General features: G+C 74.5%; 11 protein-coding genes and 1 tRNA gene. 6 read left to right on the top strand and 6 right to left on the bottom strand.

The window, feature by feature from the left end:
- Both MNY62_RS09290 and MNY62_RS09285 read right to left on the bottom strand, forming a co-directional pair.
- A complete protein-coding gene (locus MNY62_RS09290; protein ID WP_242343874.1) occupies nucleotides 1-2001 on the bottom strand; it encodes a molybdopterin oxidoreductase family protein in 2001 nt (666 codons plus the stop codon).
- 72 nt (nucleotides 2002-2073) lie between these two features.
- Complete coding sequence (locus MNY62_RS09285) at nucleotides 2074-2478, bottom strand: hypothetical protein (protein ID WP_242343873.1); 405 nt, start codon at nucleotides 2476-2478, stop codon at nucleotides 2074-2076.
- 198 nt (nucleotides 2479-2676) lie between these two features.
- On the opposite strand from MNY62_RS09285, the gene MNY62_RS09280 reads away from it, so the two are divergent.
- The 5 genes from MNY62_RS09280 (at nucleotide 2677) to MNY62_RS09260 (ending at nucleotide 11857) form a co-directional block, all read left to right on the top strand.
- Entirely contained in the window at nucleotides 2677-3648 is a 972-nt protein-coding gene (locus MNY62_RS09280) for an NAD-dependent epimerase/dehydratase family protein (protein ID WP_242343872.1), read from the top strand.
- Nucleotides 3649-3789: 141 nt separating this feature from the next.
- On the top strand, nucleotides 3790-4467 hold the full coding sequence (locus MNY62_RS09275; protein ID WP_242343871.1) for an HAD family hydrolase: 678 nt from the start codon (nucleotides 3790-3792) through the stop codon (nucleotides 4465-4467).
- Nucleotides 4468-4470: 3 nt separating this feature from the next.
- Nucleotides 4471-6084 (top strand): lactate racemase domain-containing protein, encoded by a 1614-nt coding sequence (locus MNY62_RS09270; protein ID WP_242343870.1) that lies wholly within the window; start codon nucleotides 4471-4473, stop codon nucleotides 6082-6084.
- Entirely contained in the window at nucleotides 6081-10826 is a 4746-nt protein-coding gene (locus MNY62_RS09265) for an AMP-binding protein (RefSeq protein WP_242343869.1), read from the top strand. Before MNY62_RS09270 ends, MNY62_RS09265 begins: the two co-directional genes overlap by 4 nt.
- On the top strand, nucleotides 10823-11857 hold the full coding sequence (locus MNY62_RS09260; RefSeq protein WP_242343868.1) for an NAD-dependent epimerase/dehydratase family protein: 1035 nt from the start codon (nucleotides 10823-10825) through the stop codon (nucleotides 11855-11857). The genes MNY62_RS09265 and MNY62_RS09260 overlap by 4 nt, the downstream gene beginning before the upstream one ends.
- Before the next feature lie 4 nt (nucleotides 11858-11861).
- On the opposite strand, the gene MNY62_RS09255 is transcribed toward MNY62_RS09260, so the two are convergent.
- Nucleotides 11862-12176 (bottom strand): hypothetical protein, encoded by a 315-nt coding sequence (locus tag MNY62_RS09255; protein WP_242343867.1) that lies wholly within the window; start codon nucleotides 12174-12176, stop codon nucleotides 11862-11864.
- Nucleotides 12177-12319: 143 nt separating this feature from the next.
- Nucleotides 12320-12973 carry a 4Fe-4S binding protein gene (locus tag MNY62_RS09250; protein ID WP_242343866.1) on the bottom strand — a complete coding sequence of 218 codons (654 nt, stop codon included), beginning with the start codon at nucleotides 12971-12973 and terminating at the stop codon, nucleotides 12320-12322.
- 83 nt (nucleotides 12974-13056) lie between these two features.
- Here MNY62_RS09250 and MNY62_RS09245 point away from each other — a divergent pair, with 83 nt between their 5' ends.
- Nucleotides 13057-13263, top strand: coding sequence for a hypothetical protein (locus tag MNY62_RS09245; protein ID WP_242343865.1), 207 nt, complete (start codon nucleotides 13057-13059; stop codon nucleotides 13261-13263).
- Between the two features lie 23 nt (nucleotides 13264-13286).
- On the opposite strand, the gene MNY62_RS09240 is transcribed toward MNY62_RS09245, so the two are convergent.
- Both MNY62_RS09240 and MNY62_RS09235 read right to left on the bottom strand, forming a co-directional pair.
- Nucleotides 13287-13358: transfer RNA gene (locus MNY62_RS09240), tRNA-Cys, on the bottom strand.
- A gap of 39 nt (nucleotides 13359-13397) precedes the next feature.
- The gene (locus MNY62_RS09235) at nucleotides 13398-13997 is read right to left on the bottom strand and encodes a hypothetical protein (protein WP_242343864.1); all 600 of its coding nucleotides are present in this window, start codon (nucleotides 13995-13997) and stop codon (nucleotides 13398-13400) included.
- Nucleotides 13998-14298 lie beyond the last annotated feature (301 nt).

The following is a 14298-nucleotide window of genomic DNA, read 5'->3' as shown; positions in this document are numbered from 1 at the left end:
CTACGCGCCGCGCACGTCCACCCGGTTGTCGTAGAACGTCGACCCGCCGGCGGCGTCGGTGAGCCGCTGCGACGTGAGCGCGTTCACGTTCCGCGCGCCGGGCGCGTGCGCGAGCCACCACACGCCCTCGGCCACCGCGATCCCGTCGGGCAGCCCGGGCGTGACGCGCAGCGCGAACGTCGCCTCGCCGAGCGCGTTCCAGGCGACGACCGCGGCGCCGTCGGCGAGGCCCCGCGCCGACGCCTCGGCGGGCGAGAGCCGCAGGCTCATGCCGCCGTTCCGCTCCCGCAGCTCGGGCCGCTCCATGAAGGTGGAGTTGAGCGTGTGGATCGCCGGCGCGGTGACGAGCCGGAGCGGCAGGCCCTGATCCTCGTGCGTCGGGAGATGCCGCGGGAGCGGCTCGGCGAGCGCCTCGTTCCGGAGCTCGATCTTCCCGGAGCGGGTGCGCCAGCGCGGCCCCGCCGGCGGCCGGAGGGTCACCGCGCCCCCGGCGGCGAGCCGCTCCACGTCGAGCCCCGCGCGCCAGGCCGGTGAGAGCCGCTCGAGCACGGCGTCGATGAGCGCGTCCTCCGTCATCCGGAACACCGGCTCCTCGAAGCCCATCGCGGCGGCGAGGAGCCGGAACACCTCCCAGTTCGCCTTCGCCTCTCCGGGCGGAGGCGCGACCGGCCGCGCGCGCTGCAGGCAGTACTGGCCGTAGGAGCGGTACAGGTCCGCGTGCTCGAGCGAGTACGTCGCGGGGAGCACCACGTCGGCGAAGCGCGCGGTGTCGGTCATGAACCGCTCGTGCACGACGAGGAACAGATCCTCGCGCGCGAGCCGGGCGAGCACCGCGTTCTGATCCGGCGCGACCGCCGCCGGGTTCGCGGCGTAGACCATCATCGAGCGGATGGGCGGATCGCGGAGCTCGGCGAGCGCCCGGCCGAGCTGGTTCATGTTCACGACGCGCGTGGGCCTCGCGAGGAGGTCCTCGCGCGTCACGGGCGAGAGATCGAACGCCTGGGACGAGCTCGCGTCGGAGAAGCAGCCCCCGCCCTTCCTCCCGAACGCGCCCAGCACGGCCGCCAGCGCGACGATGCAGCGGACCGTCATCGCGCCGTTCGCGTAGCGCGACAGCCCGCTCCCCACCCGCAGGAACGGCGCCCGCGCGCCCGCGAGCTCCCGGGCGAGCTCCTCGATCTCCGCCGGTGCGAGGCCGGTCAGCCGGCTCACCGCCTCGGGCGTGTACTCGGCGAGCGCCCGCGCGCGCAGCTCCGGCCACCCGACCGTCTCGGCGGCGAGGAACGCCTCGTCCGCGAGGCCGTCTCGCGCGAGGACGTGGACGAGCCCGAGCGCGAGCGCGCCGTCAGACCCGGGCCGGACCAGGATCGTCCGGTCGGCGACGGCGGCCGTCTCGCTCGGCCAGACCTCGACGAGCAGCACCTTCGCGCCGCGCCGCCGCGCCTCCTTCACGCGCTGCACGAAGTGCAGGTTCGTCGCGACCGCGTGGATGCCCCACAGGACGACGAGGTCCGAGTCGAGCACCTCGTCCGGATCGGGTCCCGCCGTGGCGCCCATCACCTGGCTCCAGCCGGCGCCCTTCGCGGGCGAGCAGATGGTTCGGTCGAGCCGCGACGCGCCGAGCCGGTGGAAGAACGCGTGCCCCGCGTTCCGCTGCACGACGCCCATCGTCCCCGCGTAGGAGTACGGGAGGATCGCCTCGCCGCCGTGCTCGCGGACGAGCTCCTTCCAGCGGGCGGCGACGAGCGCGATCGCCTCGTCCCAGCTCGCGCGGCGGAACCGGGCCTCCCCCTTCGCGCCGGTGCGGACGAGCGGGTGCAGCAGCCGATCGGGCGAGCCCACGCTGCGCTCGTAGCCGTTCATCTTCGGGCAGAGGGTGCCCTGGCTGTACGGGTGCTCCGGGTCGCCGCGCACCTTGACTGCACGTCCATCCTGCACCTCGACGAGGAGCCCGCAGGCGTCGGGGCAGTCGAAAGGGCACACGGAGCGGAGCGCGGTCATCCGGGGAGGATAGCAAAAGGGCGGGGCCGGCTCCCGGCCGACCCCGCCCCGCTCCGCCCCGCGGCAGCCGCGTCAGAAGTGGCCGGACAGGAGGGCCATCGTCGTCTTGCCGCTCTGGTCCCTGCCGCGGTTCATCGTGAGCGACTGCCCGTCGCGCACCGGCGCGCGTGCCGCGTACGTGTTGTCGGAGGCCGACGCGGCGTCCACGACGCCCCACACGAGGCCGGCGCCGAGGCCGATCACGGCGCCCCACGCGAGCGTGCGGCCCCAGTCGTAGTTGTCCTCGCCCTGGATCCCCATGTTGTAGAGGATCACGCCTCCCGCGACGGCCGAGCCGACGAGCCCGCCGGCGACGGTGTCCTTGAGGACGATGCCCGCGGTGCTGTGCCGCCGCTCGACCCGAACGACCTCGTCGGCGTGCGCGACCCCGAACCCGAGCAGCATCACCGCGACCACCCATGCCTTCGCAATTCGCATCCCGTTCCCCCCTCGTGTCGTTTCCCCGGGCCCCTCCGGCCCGTCCTTCCGGGCCTCCCCGGCCCGTCCTCGTAAAAAACTGTAAGGACGCCCCTCCGAGAGCGACAAGGGACCCCAGCGCACGCACGCACGCACCGGGGGCGCCGGGCGTCGCGAGGGATTGACGGGGGCCCGGCTGCATGGTTCCGTCCGCCGGCCATGCGCGCGCTCGTGACCGGTGCCGGCGGGTTCCTCGGGTCGGCGCTCGTGCGCCGGCTCTCCGCGCGCGGCGAGCGCGTGCGCGCCCTCGTCCGCAGCCCCGCGCCCGCCCTCGAGGGCCTCCCCGGCGTGGACGTGGTCTCCGGCGACGCCACGAGCGCGGCGTCGCTGCGCGCGGCGGTGCGCGGCTGCGACGTCGTCTTCCACCTCGCGGGCGTGCGGCGCGCGACCGATCCCGCCGAGTTCCTCCGGGTGAACGCCGGCTCGACCCGGCTCGCGCTCGACGCCTGCCTCGCCGAGGCGCCGGGGCTCTCGCGGTTCGTGCTCGCCGGCTCGATCGCCGCGGCGGGGCCGTCGCGGACGCCGCGCCGGGAGGACGAGCCGCTCGAGCCCGTCGAGCCCTACGGCGCGTCGAAGGCCGAGGCGGAGCGGATCACCCTCGCCTACGCGGATCGCCTGCCCGTGGCGGTCGCGCGGCCGCCGCGGATCATGGGGCCGGGCGATCGCGAGAACCTCTTCTTCTTCCGGCTCGCGCGATCCGGGCTGGCGATCGGCCTCCGCGGCCCCGAGCGGCCGCTCTCCTGGATCGACGTGGACGACTGCGCGCGGGGGCTCGTGCTGCTCGCCGAGAAGCCGGAGGCCCGGGGCGAGGCATTCTTCCTCGCCTCCCCGGCGACGACCGACGCGCTCTCGATCCAGCTCGAGGCCGCCCGCGCGCTGGGCGTCCGCGCCCGCGCGGTGCTCGTCCCGCCCGCGGCCGTGCGCGGCGCGGCCGCGCTCGCGGAGCTCGTCACGAGCGTGAGCGGGCGCCGCCTCCCGCTGAACCGCAAGCTCGCGGCGCAGGTCCTCGCGCCGGGCTGGGTGTGCGATCCGGAGAAGGCGCGCGCCCGGCTCGGCTTCGAGGCGAGGACCCCGCTCTGCGAGTCGATCGCCCGCGCCGCCGCCTGGTACCGCGACCGCGGGTGGCTCTGATGGCGCCGTCCGCCATCGTGCGACTCGCGACGGGATCTTCCCAGCGAACGACGCCGTGACGCATCCCGCCGCGGCGCGCGACCGAGGGGCCCCTCGCCGCGCTTGCCAAGCCACACCTTCGCAGTCTACAGAGGCTCACCTATGGCGGGAACGGAGAGGGCCGCCTTCTTCGACGTGGACGGCACGCTCGTGCGCACGAACATCGTGCACGCGTTCGCGTTCTACGCGATGAACCAGGGTTCCATCCTCGGAACGGCCTGGCAGACCGCGAGGACGGTGCTGTCGGTGCCGCTCTTCGCCGCGGCAGACCGGATGAACCGCAAGCTCTTCAACGAGGTCTTCTACCGGTACTACGCCGGGCAGAGCGAGGACCGGCTGGAGACCCTCGCCGGCGAGCTCTTCGAGGACGTGCTCCGGCCGGCGATCTTTCCCGGCACCCCGCGCCTCATCGAGGAGACGCGCCGCGCCGGCTGCCGGGTCGTCCTCGTGACCGGCGCCCTCGACTTCACGGTGCGGCGGCTCGCCGAGCACCTCGGGGCCGACGATCTCATCGCGAACCGGATGCGCTTCGTGCAAGGCGTCGCCACCGGCCGCGTCGTCCCGCCCATCATCGAGGGGGCGCACAAGGCGCTCGCGATGCGGGACTACTGCGTGCGGGAGGGGCTCGCGCTCGAGAAGAGCTTCGCCTACTCCGACTCTTTCTCCGACTACCCGATGCTCGCGGTCGTGGGCCACCCCGCCGCGGTGAACCCCGACGTGCGGCTCGCGCGCGTCGCGCGGGCTTACGAGTGGCCCATCCTCAGGACCACGGAGGCGTGACGCATGCGTGACCCGAAGAGCCTCGCGCGGTTCTACGAGACCACCGAGCAGATCGTCACGATCGACAAGGACTCGCCGCCGCGCGTCCTCTTCTCCGGCGAGGACCTGCTCCTCGAGGACCTGCCGGTCGGCACCCGCGTCATCTACCCGAAGCCGCCGCTCGAGGGGTTGCCGAACGTGAAGGCGGCGATCCGGAGCGCGATCAACCGGCCGGAGGGCTGCGATCCGCTGCACGCGCTGCTCAAGCCCGGGATGCGGGTGACGGTCGCGATCGACGACATCTCGCTGCCCCTGCCCCCGATGCGGACGCCCGACGTGCGCCAGCAGGTGCTCGAGGTGATCCTGCCGCTCCTCGAGGAGTCGGGCGTCGAGGACGTGCACCTCGTCATCGCCATCGCGCTCCATCGCCGGATGACCGAGGCGGAGATGCGGCGGATGGTGGGCGACCGGATCTTCGACGCCTACTACCCCGACCGCTACTACAACCACGACGCCGAGGACCCCGACGGCTGCGTCGTCCTCGGCACCACCGCGCACGGCGAGAAGGTCATCGTGAACCGCCGCGCGGCGGAGTCGGACCTCCTCATCTACGTGAACCTGAACCTCGTCCCGATGGACGGCGGCCACAAGTCGGTCGCGACCGGGCTCACGAACTACGAGGGCGTGAAGGCGCACCACACGCCGCACCACATCCGCAAGAGCCACTCGTACATGGACCCGGAGCGCTCGGAGATGCACCGCTCCGTGGACCGGATCGGCCGCTACGTCGACGAGCACCTCCAGGTCTTCCACATCGAGACGACCATCAACAACCGGATGTTCGATGGACCGCTCGAGTTCCTCATGAAGCGGGAGGAGGACTACACCGAGCTCGACCGGCTGAAGCTCGCCGGCATGCGCGCGACCCTGAAGCGGCTTCCCCCCGCGGCGAAGCGCAAGCTCTTCCAGGCCGTGCCGGCACCGTACGACGTGATCGCGGTGCACGCGGGGATGACCGAGCCCACGCACGCGAAGATCCTCGAGAAGAGCTGGGCGCAGTACGCGGTCGACGTGGACTTCCAGGCCGACGTGCTCATCTACGGCATCCCGTACGTCTCGCCGTACAACGTGAACTCGATCCTGAACCCGCTGCTCGTGCAGGTGATGGCCTGCGGGTACTTCTTCAACTTCTACCGGGGCAAGCCGCTCGTGAAGAAGGGCGGTACGCTCATCGTGACGCACCCCTGCTCCGACGCGTTCGACCCCGAGCACCACCCGAGCTACATCGAGTTCTTCCATCGGCTCCTGCCGGAGACCCGCGACGCGCAGGTGCTCGAGGCCCGCTACGAGCGCGAGCTCGCCGAGAACCCGACCTACGTGCACATGTACCGGACCGGCCACGCGTACCACGGCGCGCACCCCTTCTTCATGTGGTACTGGGGCGAGAACGGGCGCCAGCACGTCGGCAAGGTCATCGCCGCCGGGGCGGACAACGCGCACGTCCCGCGCATGATGGGCTGGGACCACGCGGAGACGCTCTCGGAGGCCATCGACATGGCGCGCGCGATCCACGGACGCAGCGCGTCCATCGCGCTCCTCCACCACCCGCCGATCGTCATGACGCAGAACCTCGGATGAGCGAGCGCCGCGACAGGCCGGGACACCCGCCCCACCCCGCCCCGCGCCCCGGCCACGGGCGCGCCACCTCGCCCGCCGCCGAGCCGCTCGACATCGGCCGCGCGCTCGCCGGGCGCAGGCTCCTCGTCACGGGCGCGACCGGGTTCGTCGGCAAGGTCGCGCTCTCGATGCTCCTCGACCGCTACCCCGACGTCGGCCGCGTGTTCGTGCTCGTCCGGCCCGGGACGGGCGGCACCGCCGAGGCCCGCTTCTTCGACAAGGTCGCGCCGAGCCGTCCGTTCGACACGCTGCGCGCGCGCCACGGCGAGGGCTTCGAGGCCTTCCTCCGCGAGAAGTGCGTGCCGCTCGCCGGCGACGTGACCGATCCGCTGCTCGGCCTCTCCGAGGCGGATCTCGCGCGCCTCGAGGGGCTCGACGCGGTCGTGAACAGCGCCGGCCTCGTCGACTTCGACCCCTCGCTCGAGCTGGCGCTCGCGGTGAACGTCCGCGGGCCGCGGAGCGCGGTCGAGCTCTGCCGGGCCACCGGCGCGGCGCTCCTGCACGTGTCCACCTGCTTCGTCGCGGGGAACCGCGACGGCGTCGTGCACGAGGACGAGGAGCTCCGGGGCTACTTCCCGCGGCGCGAGGGCGTCGAGGGACGGCCGAAGGCGGGCGCCCTCTCCGCCGCCGACTTCGACGTGGACGCCGAGCTCGCCGACGCCACGCGGCGCATCGAGGACCTCCGCGCGCGCGCCGACGACCGCGTGCTTCAGTCCGAGTTCCGCGATCGCGCGCTCGAGCGGCTCCGCGCCGAGGGGCGCGCCGGCGACGAGAAGGCCCTGCGGCTCGCCGTCGGCCGCGAGCGGCGCTTGTGGCTCTCCGGGCAGCTCGTCGAGGCCGGCATGACGCGCGCCCGCCACTGGGGCTGGCCCAACACGTACACGTACACGAAGTCGCTCGGCGAGCAGGTCATCCTTCGACAGGCTCAGGATGAGCGGGCCCCAGGCGCGCCGGTCGTGTGGTCCATCGTCCGGCCGTCGATCGTCGAGAGCTCTCTTCGCTTCCCGTTCCCCGGCTGGAACGAGGGGTTCACGACGAGCGCGCCGCTCGCCTTCATGGCGCTCAAGGGCCACCGCAGCTTCCCCGCCGCCGAGAAGGCGATCCTGGACGTCGTGCCGGTGGATCTGGTCGCGGCCGCGATGATCGCGGCGACCGCGGAGCTCGTGGAGCGGCGCGACGCCTCCCGCGCGCGGCCCGCCGCGGAGCGCCCGGCGGGCCGCGTCTACCACCTCGCCTCCGGCGACGTGAACCCGCTCTGGGCGCGGCGCGCGGTGGAGCTCACCGCGCTGTACCGGCGCCGCTTCTACCGCGAGCGCGAGGAGGGGAACCCCACCTGGAACCGGCTCCTCTCCCGGCTCGAGCCCTACTCCGTCTCGCGCGCGCACTACGAGGCGGCGAGCGCGCCGGCGTTCGCGGCGCTCGCCCGCGGGGCGAAGCGACTCCTCCGCGAGGCCTCGCCGCGCTGGGGCGCGCCGCGGCTCTCGGCGCTCGCCGAAGGGCTCGCCGAGAGCCTCGACGAGCTCGGGAGCCGCCTCGAGCAGACGAAGGCGATGTGGGATCTCTACATGCCGTTCGTCTGGGACAACCGCTACGTCTTCCGCTGCGCGGCGATCCGGGCGCTGTACGCGCGCCTCGGCGAGGCCGACCGCGCGCGGCTGCCGTGGGATCCGGAGGCGCTCGACTGGCGGCGCTACTGGCTCGACGTGCACATGAAGGGCATGGAGGAGTGGGTGTTCCCCGGCCTCGAGGAGGAGTCCGGCAAGCGCGTCCACGCCCCGAAGGCCCACCGCGACCTCCTCGAGCTCCTCGACGCCGCCTGCGAGCGCTGGAAGGACCGCGTCGCGCTCCGCATGCAGGGCGCGGCCAAGGCGCGCGTCACCTACGGCGAGCTGCGCCGGGGCGCCGACGCGGTCGCCGCGTTCCTGCGCGGCGCGGGCGTCGCGAAGGGCGACCGCGTGCTGCTCGCGAGCGAGAACCGGCCCGAGTGGGCGGTCGCTTACTTCGGGATCCTCCGCGCCGGGGCGGCGGCCGTCCCGGTCGATCCGCAGCTCACCGAGCGCGAGCTCGCGAACCTCTGGCGGACCGCGGGCGCGCGCCTCGCGCTCCTCTCCGACGACGCGGCGGAGAGGAGCCCCGGCCTCGCGGCGCTCGCCGCGGCGGCGGTGCCCGGCGCGCGCGCGGCGCTCCTCGGCGAGGCGCTCGCGGGGGGCCCCCCGGGAGCGGTCGCGCCGTCCGTGAAGGTCGGCCCGGACGACCTCGCCTCGCTCATCTTCACGAGCGGGACGACCGGCACGCCCAAGGGCGTCATGCTCTCGCACCGCAACTTCGCGAGCCTCGTCGCGAAGCTCGTCGGCACCTTCGAGCTCGGGCCCGCCGACGGCATGCTGTCGGTGCTGCCGCTGCACCACACGTTCGAGTTCACCTGCGGGCTGCTCGTGCCGCTCTCGCGCGGCGCGGAGATCGAGTACCTCGACGAGCTCACCTCGGACCGCATCTCCGAGGCGCTCTCCTCCGGGCGCGTCACCGCGATGATCGGCGTGCCGGCGCTCTGGTCGCTCCTCCACCGCCGCATCACCCAGGAGCTGGCGGCGAAGCCCGGCGTCGTGGAGGGCGCGTTCCGCGCGCTCATGAAGGGGAACGCCGCGCTGCGCGACTCCGAGCTCGGCGTGAACCTCGGCAAGCTCCTCTTCTGGCCGGTGCACCGCCGCTTCGGCGGCCGGCTGCGCCTGCTCGTCTCGGGCGGCTCGGCCCTCGATCCCGAGGTCCAGAAGGCCTTCCGCGAGCTCGGCTTCGACCTGTACGAGGGCTACGGGCTCACCGAGGCGGCCCCGGTCCTGGCGGTGTCGCAGCCGGAGGAGGCGGCGCCGAAGGGGAGCGTCGGCCCGGCGCTGCCCGGCGTCGAGCTCAGGATCTCCGAGCCGGACGCCGACGGCGTCGGAGAGGTGCTCGCCCGCGGGCCGAACGTGATGCTCGGCTACTGGCGCGGCGGCGAGCACGCCGGCGTCGATCCGGAGCTCACCGGCCAGGTGCTCGAGGGCGGCTGGCTCCGGACCGGCGACCTCGGCAAGCTCGACGCGGGGAACCTCACCCTGGTCGGGCGCAAGAAGGACGTCATCATCGACGCCAACGGGAAGAACGTCTACCCGGACGAGGTCGAGGAGGCGTACCGCGAGCCGGAGCTCGTGAAGGAGCTGTGCGTCGTGGGTCTCCCCGACGGCACGGGCGAGAAGGTCGCGCTGATCGTGGTCCCCGAGTACGGCGAGGACGATCGCGAGGAGGTGCGCGCCCGCCTGGAGGCCCACGTGCGCGCGGTGTCGGCGTCCCTCCCCTTCGCCAAGCGCGCGAAGGTCTGGCACGTCGTGGACGGCGAGCTGCCGAAGACCGCGACGCGGAAGGTGAAGCGAGGCCTCGTGCGAGAGGAGCTGCTCCGGCTCGAGGCGGCCGCGCAGAAGGGGCGGCGCGCGCGCGAGTCCGCGAAGGAGCGCGGCGCGGGCGACGGCTGGCTCCTCGAGCTGCTCGCCGAGGTGTCGCGCCGCCCGCGCGCCGAGGTGACGCACGAGTCGCGCCTCGCGACCGATCTCGGGTTCGACAGCCTGATGCTCACCGAGCTCACCGCTGCCCTGGAGGAGGCGGGCGTGCCCGCGTCCGCCGCCGAGCACCTGCAGGACGTGCAGACGGTTGGCGAGCTCGCGCGCGTCGTCTCCTCCGCGGTCCCCCGCCACGCGCCGGAGCCGGAGCGCGCGGCCGCGCCTCCGCCCGCGGGCGACGAGGAGATCGCGGTGCCCGCGGCGATGGCGAAGCTCGGGCGCCGGCTGCTCGGGCTCGGGCAGCGGGCGCTGTACCACGGGCTGTACGACGCGAAGGTCGTCGGCGCCGCGAACATCCCGCACGACCGCAACGTGCTCGTCGTCGCGAACCACGCGAGCCACCTCGACATGGGGCTCGTGAAGATCGCGCTCGGCGAGGAGGGCCGGCGCCTCGCCGCGCTCGCCGCGCGGGACTACTTCTTCGACACCCGCGTGAAGCGCGCCTACTTCGAGAACTTCACGAACCTCATCCCGATGGAGCGCGAGGGCTCGCTCAAGGCGAGCCTCAAGGCCGCCGCCGAGGCGCTCCGCCGCGGGTACCACCTCCTCATCTTCCCGGAGGGCACGCGCAGCCGCGACGGGGCGCTGCAGCCGTTCTTCCCGACCGCCGGCTACCTCGCGCTGCAGTGCAACGTGGACGTGCTGCCCCTGCACCTCGACGGCACCTTCGAGGCGCTGCCGCCCGGCAAGAGCGTCCCGCGCAACGCCGAGCTCGAGGTGCGCATCGGCCGCCCCATCTCGGTCGAGGAGCTGCGCAAGCGGATCGCCGGCCTGCCGCGGAGCGAGGGGTACAAGGTCGCGACCCGGGTGATCGAGGACGCCGTCCGCGCGCTGCGGGAGGCGGCGAAGGGGGAGCGGAAGACCCCGACTTCGGCGTCGAAGAGCTCGAGCCCGACCTCGGCCTCGGCCTCTACCCCGACCCCGACCCCGAGCCCGACCTCGACCCCGACCCCGACCCCGAGCCCGACCTCGACCCCGACCCCGACCCCGACCCCGACCCCGACCTCGACCCCGAGCGCGACCCCGACCCCGACCCCGACCCCGAGCCAGACGCCGACGGCCGGCGCCGCGACGGCCACGCGCGCCCGCGCCAAGCGGAGGAAGGGCGAGCCATGAACGTCCTCGTCACTGGCGCGACCGGCTTCCTCGGCTCGGCCCTCGTGCCGCTCCTCGCCGGCGAGGGCCACCGGCTGCGGCTCCTGCAGCGCTCGGACGCGCCGGACGCGGAGCGGCTCGGAGCGGAGGTCGTGCGCGCGTCGCTGACGGACGAGGGCGCGGTGCGCGAGGCGGTCCGCGGGATCGACGCCGTGTACCACCTCGCGGGGCAGGTGGACTTCGATCCGGCGGAGCCGCGCGCCCTCTACGAGCTGCACGTCCAGGGCACCCGCCGGCTCCTCGAGGCCTGCGTCGCGGCCGGCGTGAAGCGGGTCGTGCTCGCCTCCTCGTCGGGCACCATCGCGGTCTCGCGCGAGGAGCGCGTCGCGACCGAGGCGGACCACCACCCCATCGCCGTCGTCGCGCGGTGGCCGTACTACCTGTCCAAGATCTACCAGGAGAAGGCCGCGCTCCGGATCCACGCCGAGAGCGGGCTGCCGCTCGTCGTGCTGAACCCGTCCCTGCTCCTCGGGCCCGGCGACGCGCGCCTCTCCTCGACCGACGTCGTGTTCAAGTTCATGGAGCGCCGCATCCCCGCGATGCCCTCGGGCGGCCTCTCGTTCGTGGACGTGCGCGACGCCGCGCGCGCGTTCGCCGCCGCGCTCACGCGCGGGCGACCGGGGGAGCGCTACCTGCTCGGCGGCGCCAACATGACGTTCCGCGACTTCTTCGGCCGGCTCGAGCGGCTCACCGGCGTGCAGGCGCCCCGCGTGCGGCTCCCGCCCGACGTGAACCTCGCCGGCGCGCGGCTCCTCGAGAAGTTCCACGCATGGCGCGGCACCGAGACGCCGCTCGATCCGCGCTCGGTCGAGATGGGCGAGCACTACTGGTACTGCGCGTCCGACAAGGCCGAGGCCGAGCTCGGCTTCGCCGCGCGCGACGCGCAGGAGACGCTCTTCGACACCGTGCGCTGGCTCGACGAGCACGTGCGGGACCGGCGGCGACCGCGCACCGTCGCGGACCTCGGCGCGCCCTCGCGGCCGCCGCGCTGACGCCCTACATCGTCCCGCCCGACACGTCGCGCACCTTCCGCACCGACGCGACCCCGCAGCGCTCGCCGCACGCCGTGCACACCTCGTAGGTGAGCTCCTTCACGACGAGCACGTCGGGGTGCTCCTCCGCCGGCGCCATCCGCGCGCCGCACTGCGGGCACGCGAGCTCCGACACCCGCACCGCCCGCGCGAGCACCTGCGAGCGGCGCTGCTCCGGCGTGCAGCGGCTGCACTCGACGCCGTACGTCCACCCCGTCTCGCGCCGCGGCTCGACCGCGTCGAGGTCCACGCCGCAGTACTGGCAGATCTCGGTCGCCACGCTCCTCGTCTAACACGCCGCCGTCGCCCAGGCCGCGCCGCGTCGCCCGGGCGCCCTGCGCGTGGGCGAGCTGGCGTCCCGGGGAGGGCAGGAGGTCGCCTCCGGGCGTGCGGTCGGGTCGCGCGAGGCCGTCCTCACGCTGGTCAGAGGCGATGGATGGCGCCACCGCGGCAGAGCGGGGCGCACTGGCCGCAGCCGACGCAGCGCGCCGGGTCGATCGACATTGCGTCGCCCCCGGGATCGGAGAGCGCGACGCAGCCGAGGCCGAGGCAGGCGCCGCAGCGGTTGCAGCGGGCCGGCTCGATCGTGAGCGGCGGGCTCACCGCCTCGCGCCGCGCGCACTCGGCGAGCGCGACGAGCGCCACGGCCCCGCGCGCGAGCGCCTCCGAGACGATCTTCTCGGCGTCCGCCGCGCTCACGCCGGCGGGGACGCGTACGACGCGGGCGCCCGCCGCGGCGAGCGCGCCCTCCACGGCGGCGGCGCGGTGCGGGCCGCGATCGACGACCGCGAGCAGCGCGAGGGCGCGCGACTCCGCGACGAGCGCGCCGGGACGGACGAGCGCCTCGACCGCGCCCGCCACCCGCACGACGCGGCTGGGCGGCCCGTCCGGATCGACCGGGTTCGGCGGCTCGCACCCCAGCCCGCCCGCGACGACGAGCCCGGCGCGCCGCAGCGCCCGCAGCATCGCGAGCTGCCGGCAGCCCGCGCAGCGGGGGTCCTCGAGCGGCCGGCCCTTCGCCGCGATCCGGCGACGGGGCGCGATCGCACCGCTCGATTCGCCGCCTCCATCGTCCATGCCTCGGAGCACCTCGCGCTTCCTCCCTGACCCCTTGATACCCGCCCTGACGCGAACGTGCACCCTGCCGCGCTGACCGGGCGGTGGTCTGCGATCCGAGCGCCGCGAACGCGTGCATCGGCCAGGGCGCCACCGTCGCCGTCCTCGTCAAGGACGACGGCCAGCAGATCGTCGAGGGGCTGTGCCCGAGCTGCCCGGTGGGAGTCGCGGGCGGGGCGGGCACCTGCGACCCCGAGCGGCGGGCGCGGCGCTCGTTCACCGTGCGAAAACACGAAGGGCCCGAAACCTGAGCGGCTTCGAGCCCTTCGGGGAGAGGCACCGCCCGGATTCGAACCGGGGAATAAAGGTTTTGCAGACCTTTGCCTTACCACTTGGCGACGGTGCCGTACCGAGGCGCCCTTTGTAGCGGAGGGCCGGGACGGCGTCAACGCGCGGAGCGCCCGGCTGGCGGGCCGCCGTTCGGCTGCGCGCGCACCTCCGCGCACGCGACGGTGATGCCTCGGGCGCGCAGAGTCTCGACGAGCCCGGGCAGCTCGGCGGCGGCCGCGCGCTGCAGCGCGGCGTCCGGCCGGAGGACGAGCTCGAGGCCCCCCGCGCTGCGGCGGAGATCGACCGAGAGCGCGCGACCGAGCGACAGGGACAGCGGCTCGCCCTCGCGGACCCGGGCCGCCTCGATGGCGATGGGCAGCGCGCGGACGATCGCGCGCAGCTCGGCGGTCCCCTCGACGCGCGCGGGCTGCGTCTGCGCCGGCGCCATCGGCGGCGGCGGTACCTGCGCCTGCCGCTCCCCCTCGACGGAGTCCGCGCGCCGCTCGCGCAGCACGCAGCGCGCCCGCTCCGCGCTCGTGCGTCGCGCGCCGAGGATCTGAGCCGGAGCGGCGTTCCGATCCGCGCTCGCCGCGCCCGGGCTCGACCGGTGCGGAGCCCGCCCGCCCCGGCGTGCGTTGCGGAGCACCTCGTCGAACCTCTGCCCGGGGGCGGGCCTCGAGCCGCCGTCCGCCTTGCCCTTCTCGGTGACCTTCATCGTGACCCTCTTCGCGCGCCCGCGCGCGCGGGCGCGCGAAGATGCACGGCCGGTGCCTGCTAAGGACCGCGGATCGTGCGGGACTCTTCGCGGCGGAGGTACGTCGCGCGGACGCGCACGGACTCGGCGCGGACTCCCGGTCGGGGTCGGGGTCGGGGTCGTTCTGGCCGACACCGCCGCGGTCGAGGTCACCTTGGCGCGCCGCCGGGACGGGACCTCACGTCCTCGGCGGGCCACGATGGACGGGGACAAGGTACGGGGGGCGGTGCCGTCCGCCAGACGCCGCCGGCAACGCGGGGCT

This window comes from Anaeromyxobacter terrae (genome assembly GCF_022690685.1).
GTDB classification, from domain to species: Bacteria; Myxococcota; Myxococcia; order Myxococcales; family Anaeromyxobacteraceae; genus Anaeromyxobacter; species Anaeromyxobacter terrae.
This window is presented reverse-complemented; position numbering and strand designations above follow the sequence as displayed.

Excerpts from the sequence above, each read along its gene's own strand:
- MNY62_RS09290 (WP_242343874.1), bottom strand. The coding sequence starts at position 2,001 with ATGACCGCGCTCCGCTCCGTGTGCCCTTTCGACTGCCCCGACGCCTGC.
- MNY62_RS09285 (WP_242343873.1), bottom strand. The coding sequence starts at position 2,478 with ATGCGAATTGCGAAGGCATGGGTGGTCGCGGTGATGCTGCTCGGGTTC.
- MNY62_RS09280 (WP_242343872.1), top strand. The coding sequence starts at position 2,677 with ATGCGCGCGCTCGTGACCGGTGCCGGCGGGTTCCTCGGGTCGGCGCTC.
- MNY62_RS09275 (WP_242343871.1), top strand. The coding sequence starts at position 3,790 with ATGGCGGGAACGGAGAGGGCCGCCTTCTTCGACGTGGACGGCACGCTC.
- MNY62_RS09270 (WP_242343870.1), top strand. The coding sequence starts at position 4,471 with ATGCGTGACCCGAAGAGCCTCGCGCGGTTCTACGAGACCACCGAGCAG.
- MNY62_RS09265 (WP_242343869.1), top strand. The coding sequence starts at position 6,081 with ATGAGCGAGCGCCGCGACAGGCCGGGACACCCGCCCCACCCCGCCCCG.
- MNY62_RS09260 (WP_242343868.1), top strand. The coding sequence starts at position 10,823 with ATGAACGTCCTCGTCACTGGCGCGACCGGCTTCCTCGGCTCGGCCCTC.
- MNY62_RS09250 (WP_242343866.1), bottom strand. The coding sequence starts at position 12,973 with ATGGACGATGGAGGCGGCGAATCGAGCGGTGCGATCGCGCCCCGTCGC.
- MNY62_RS09235 (WP_242343864.1), bottom strand. The coding sequence starts at position 13,997 with ATGAAGGTCACCGAGAAGGGCAAGGCGGACGGCGGCTCGAGGCCCGCC.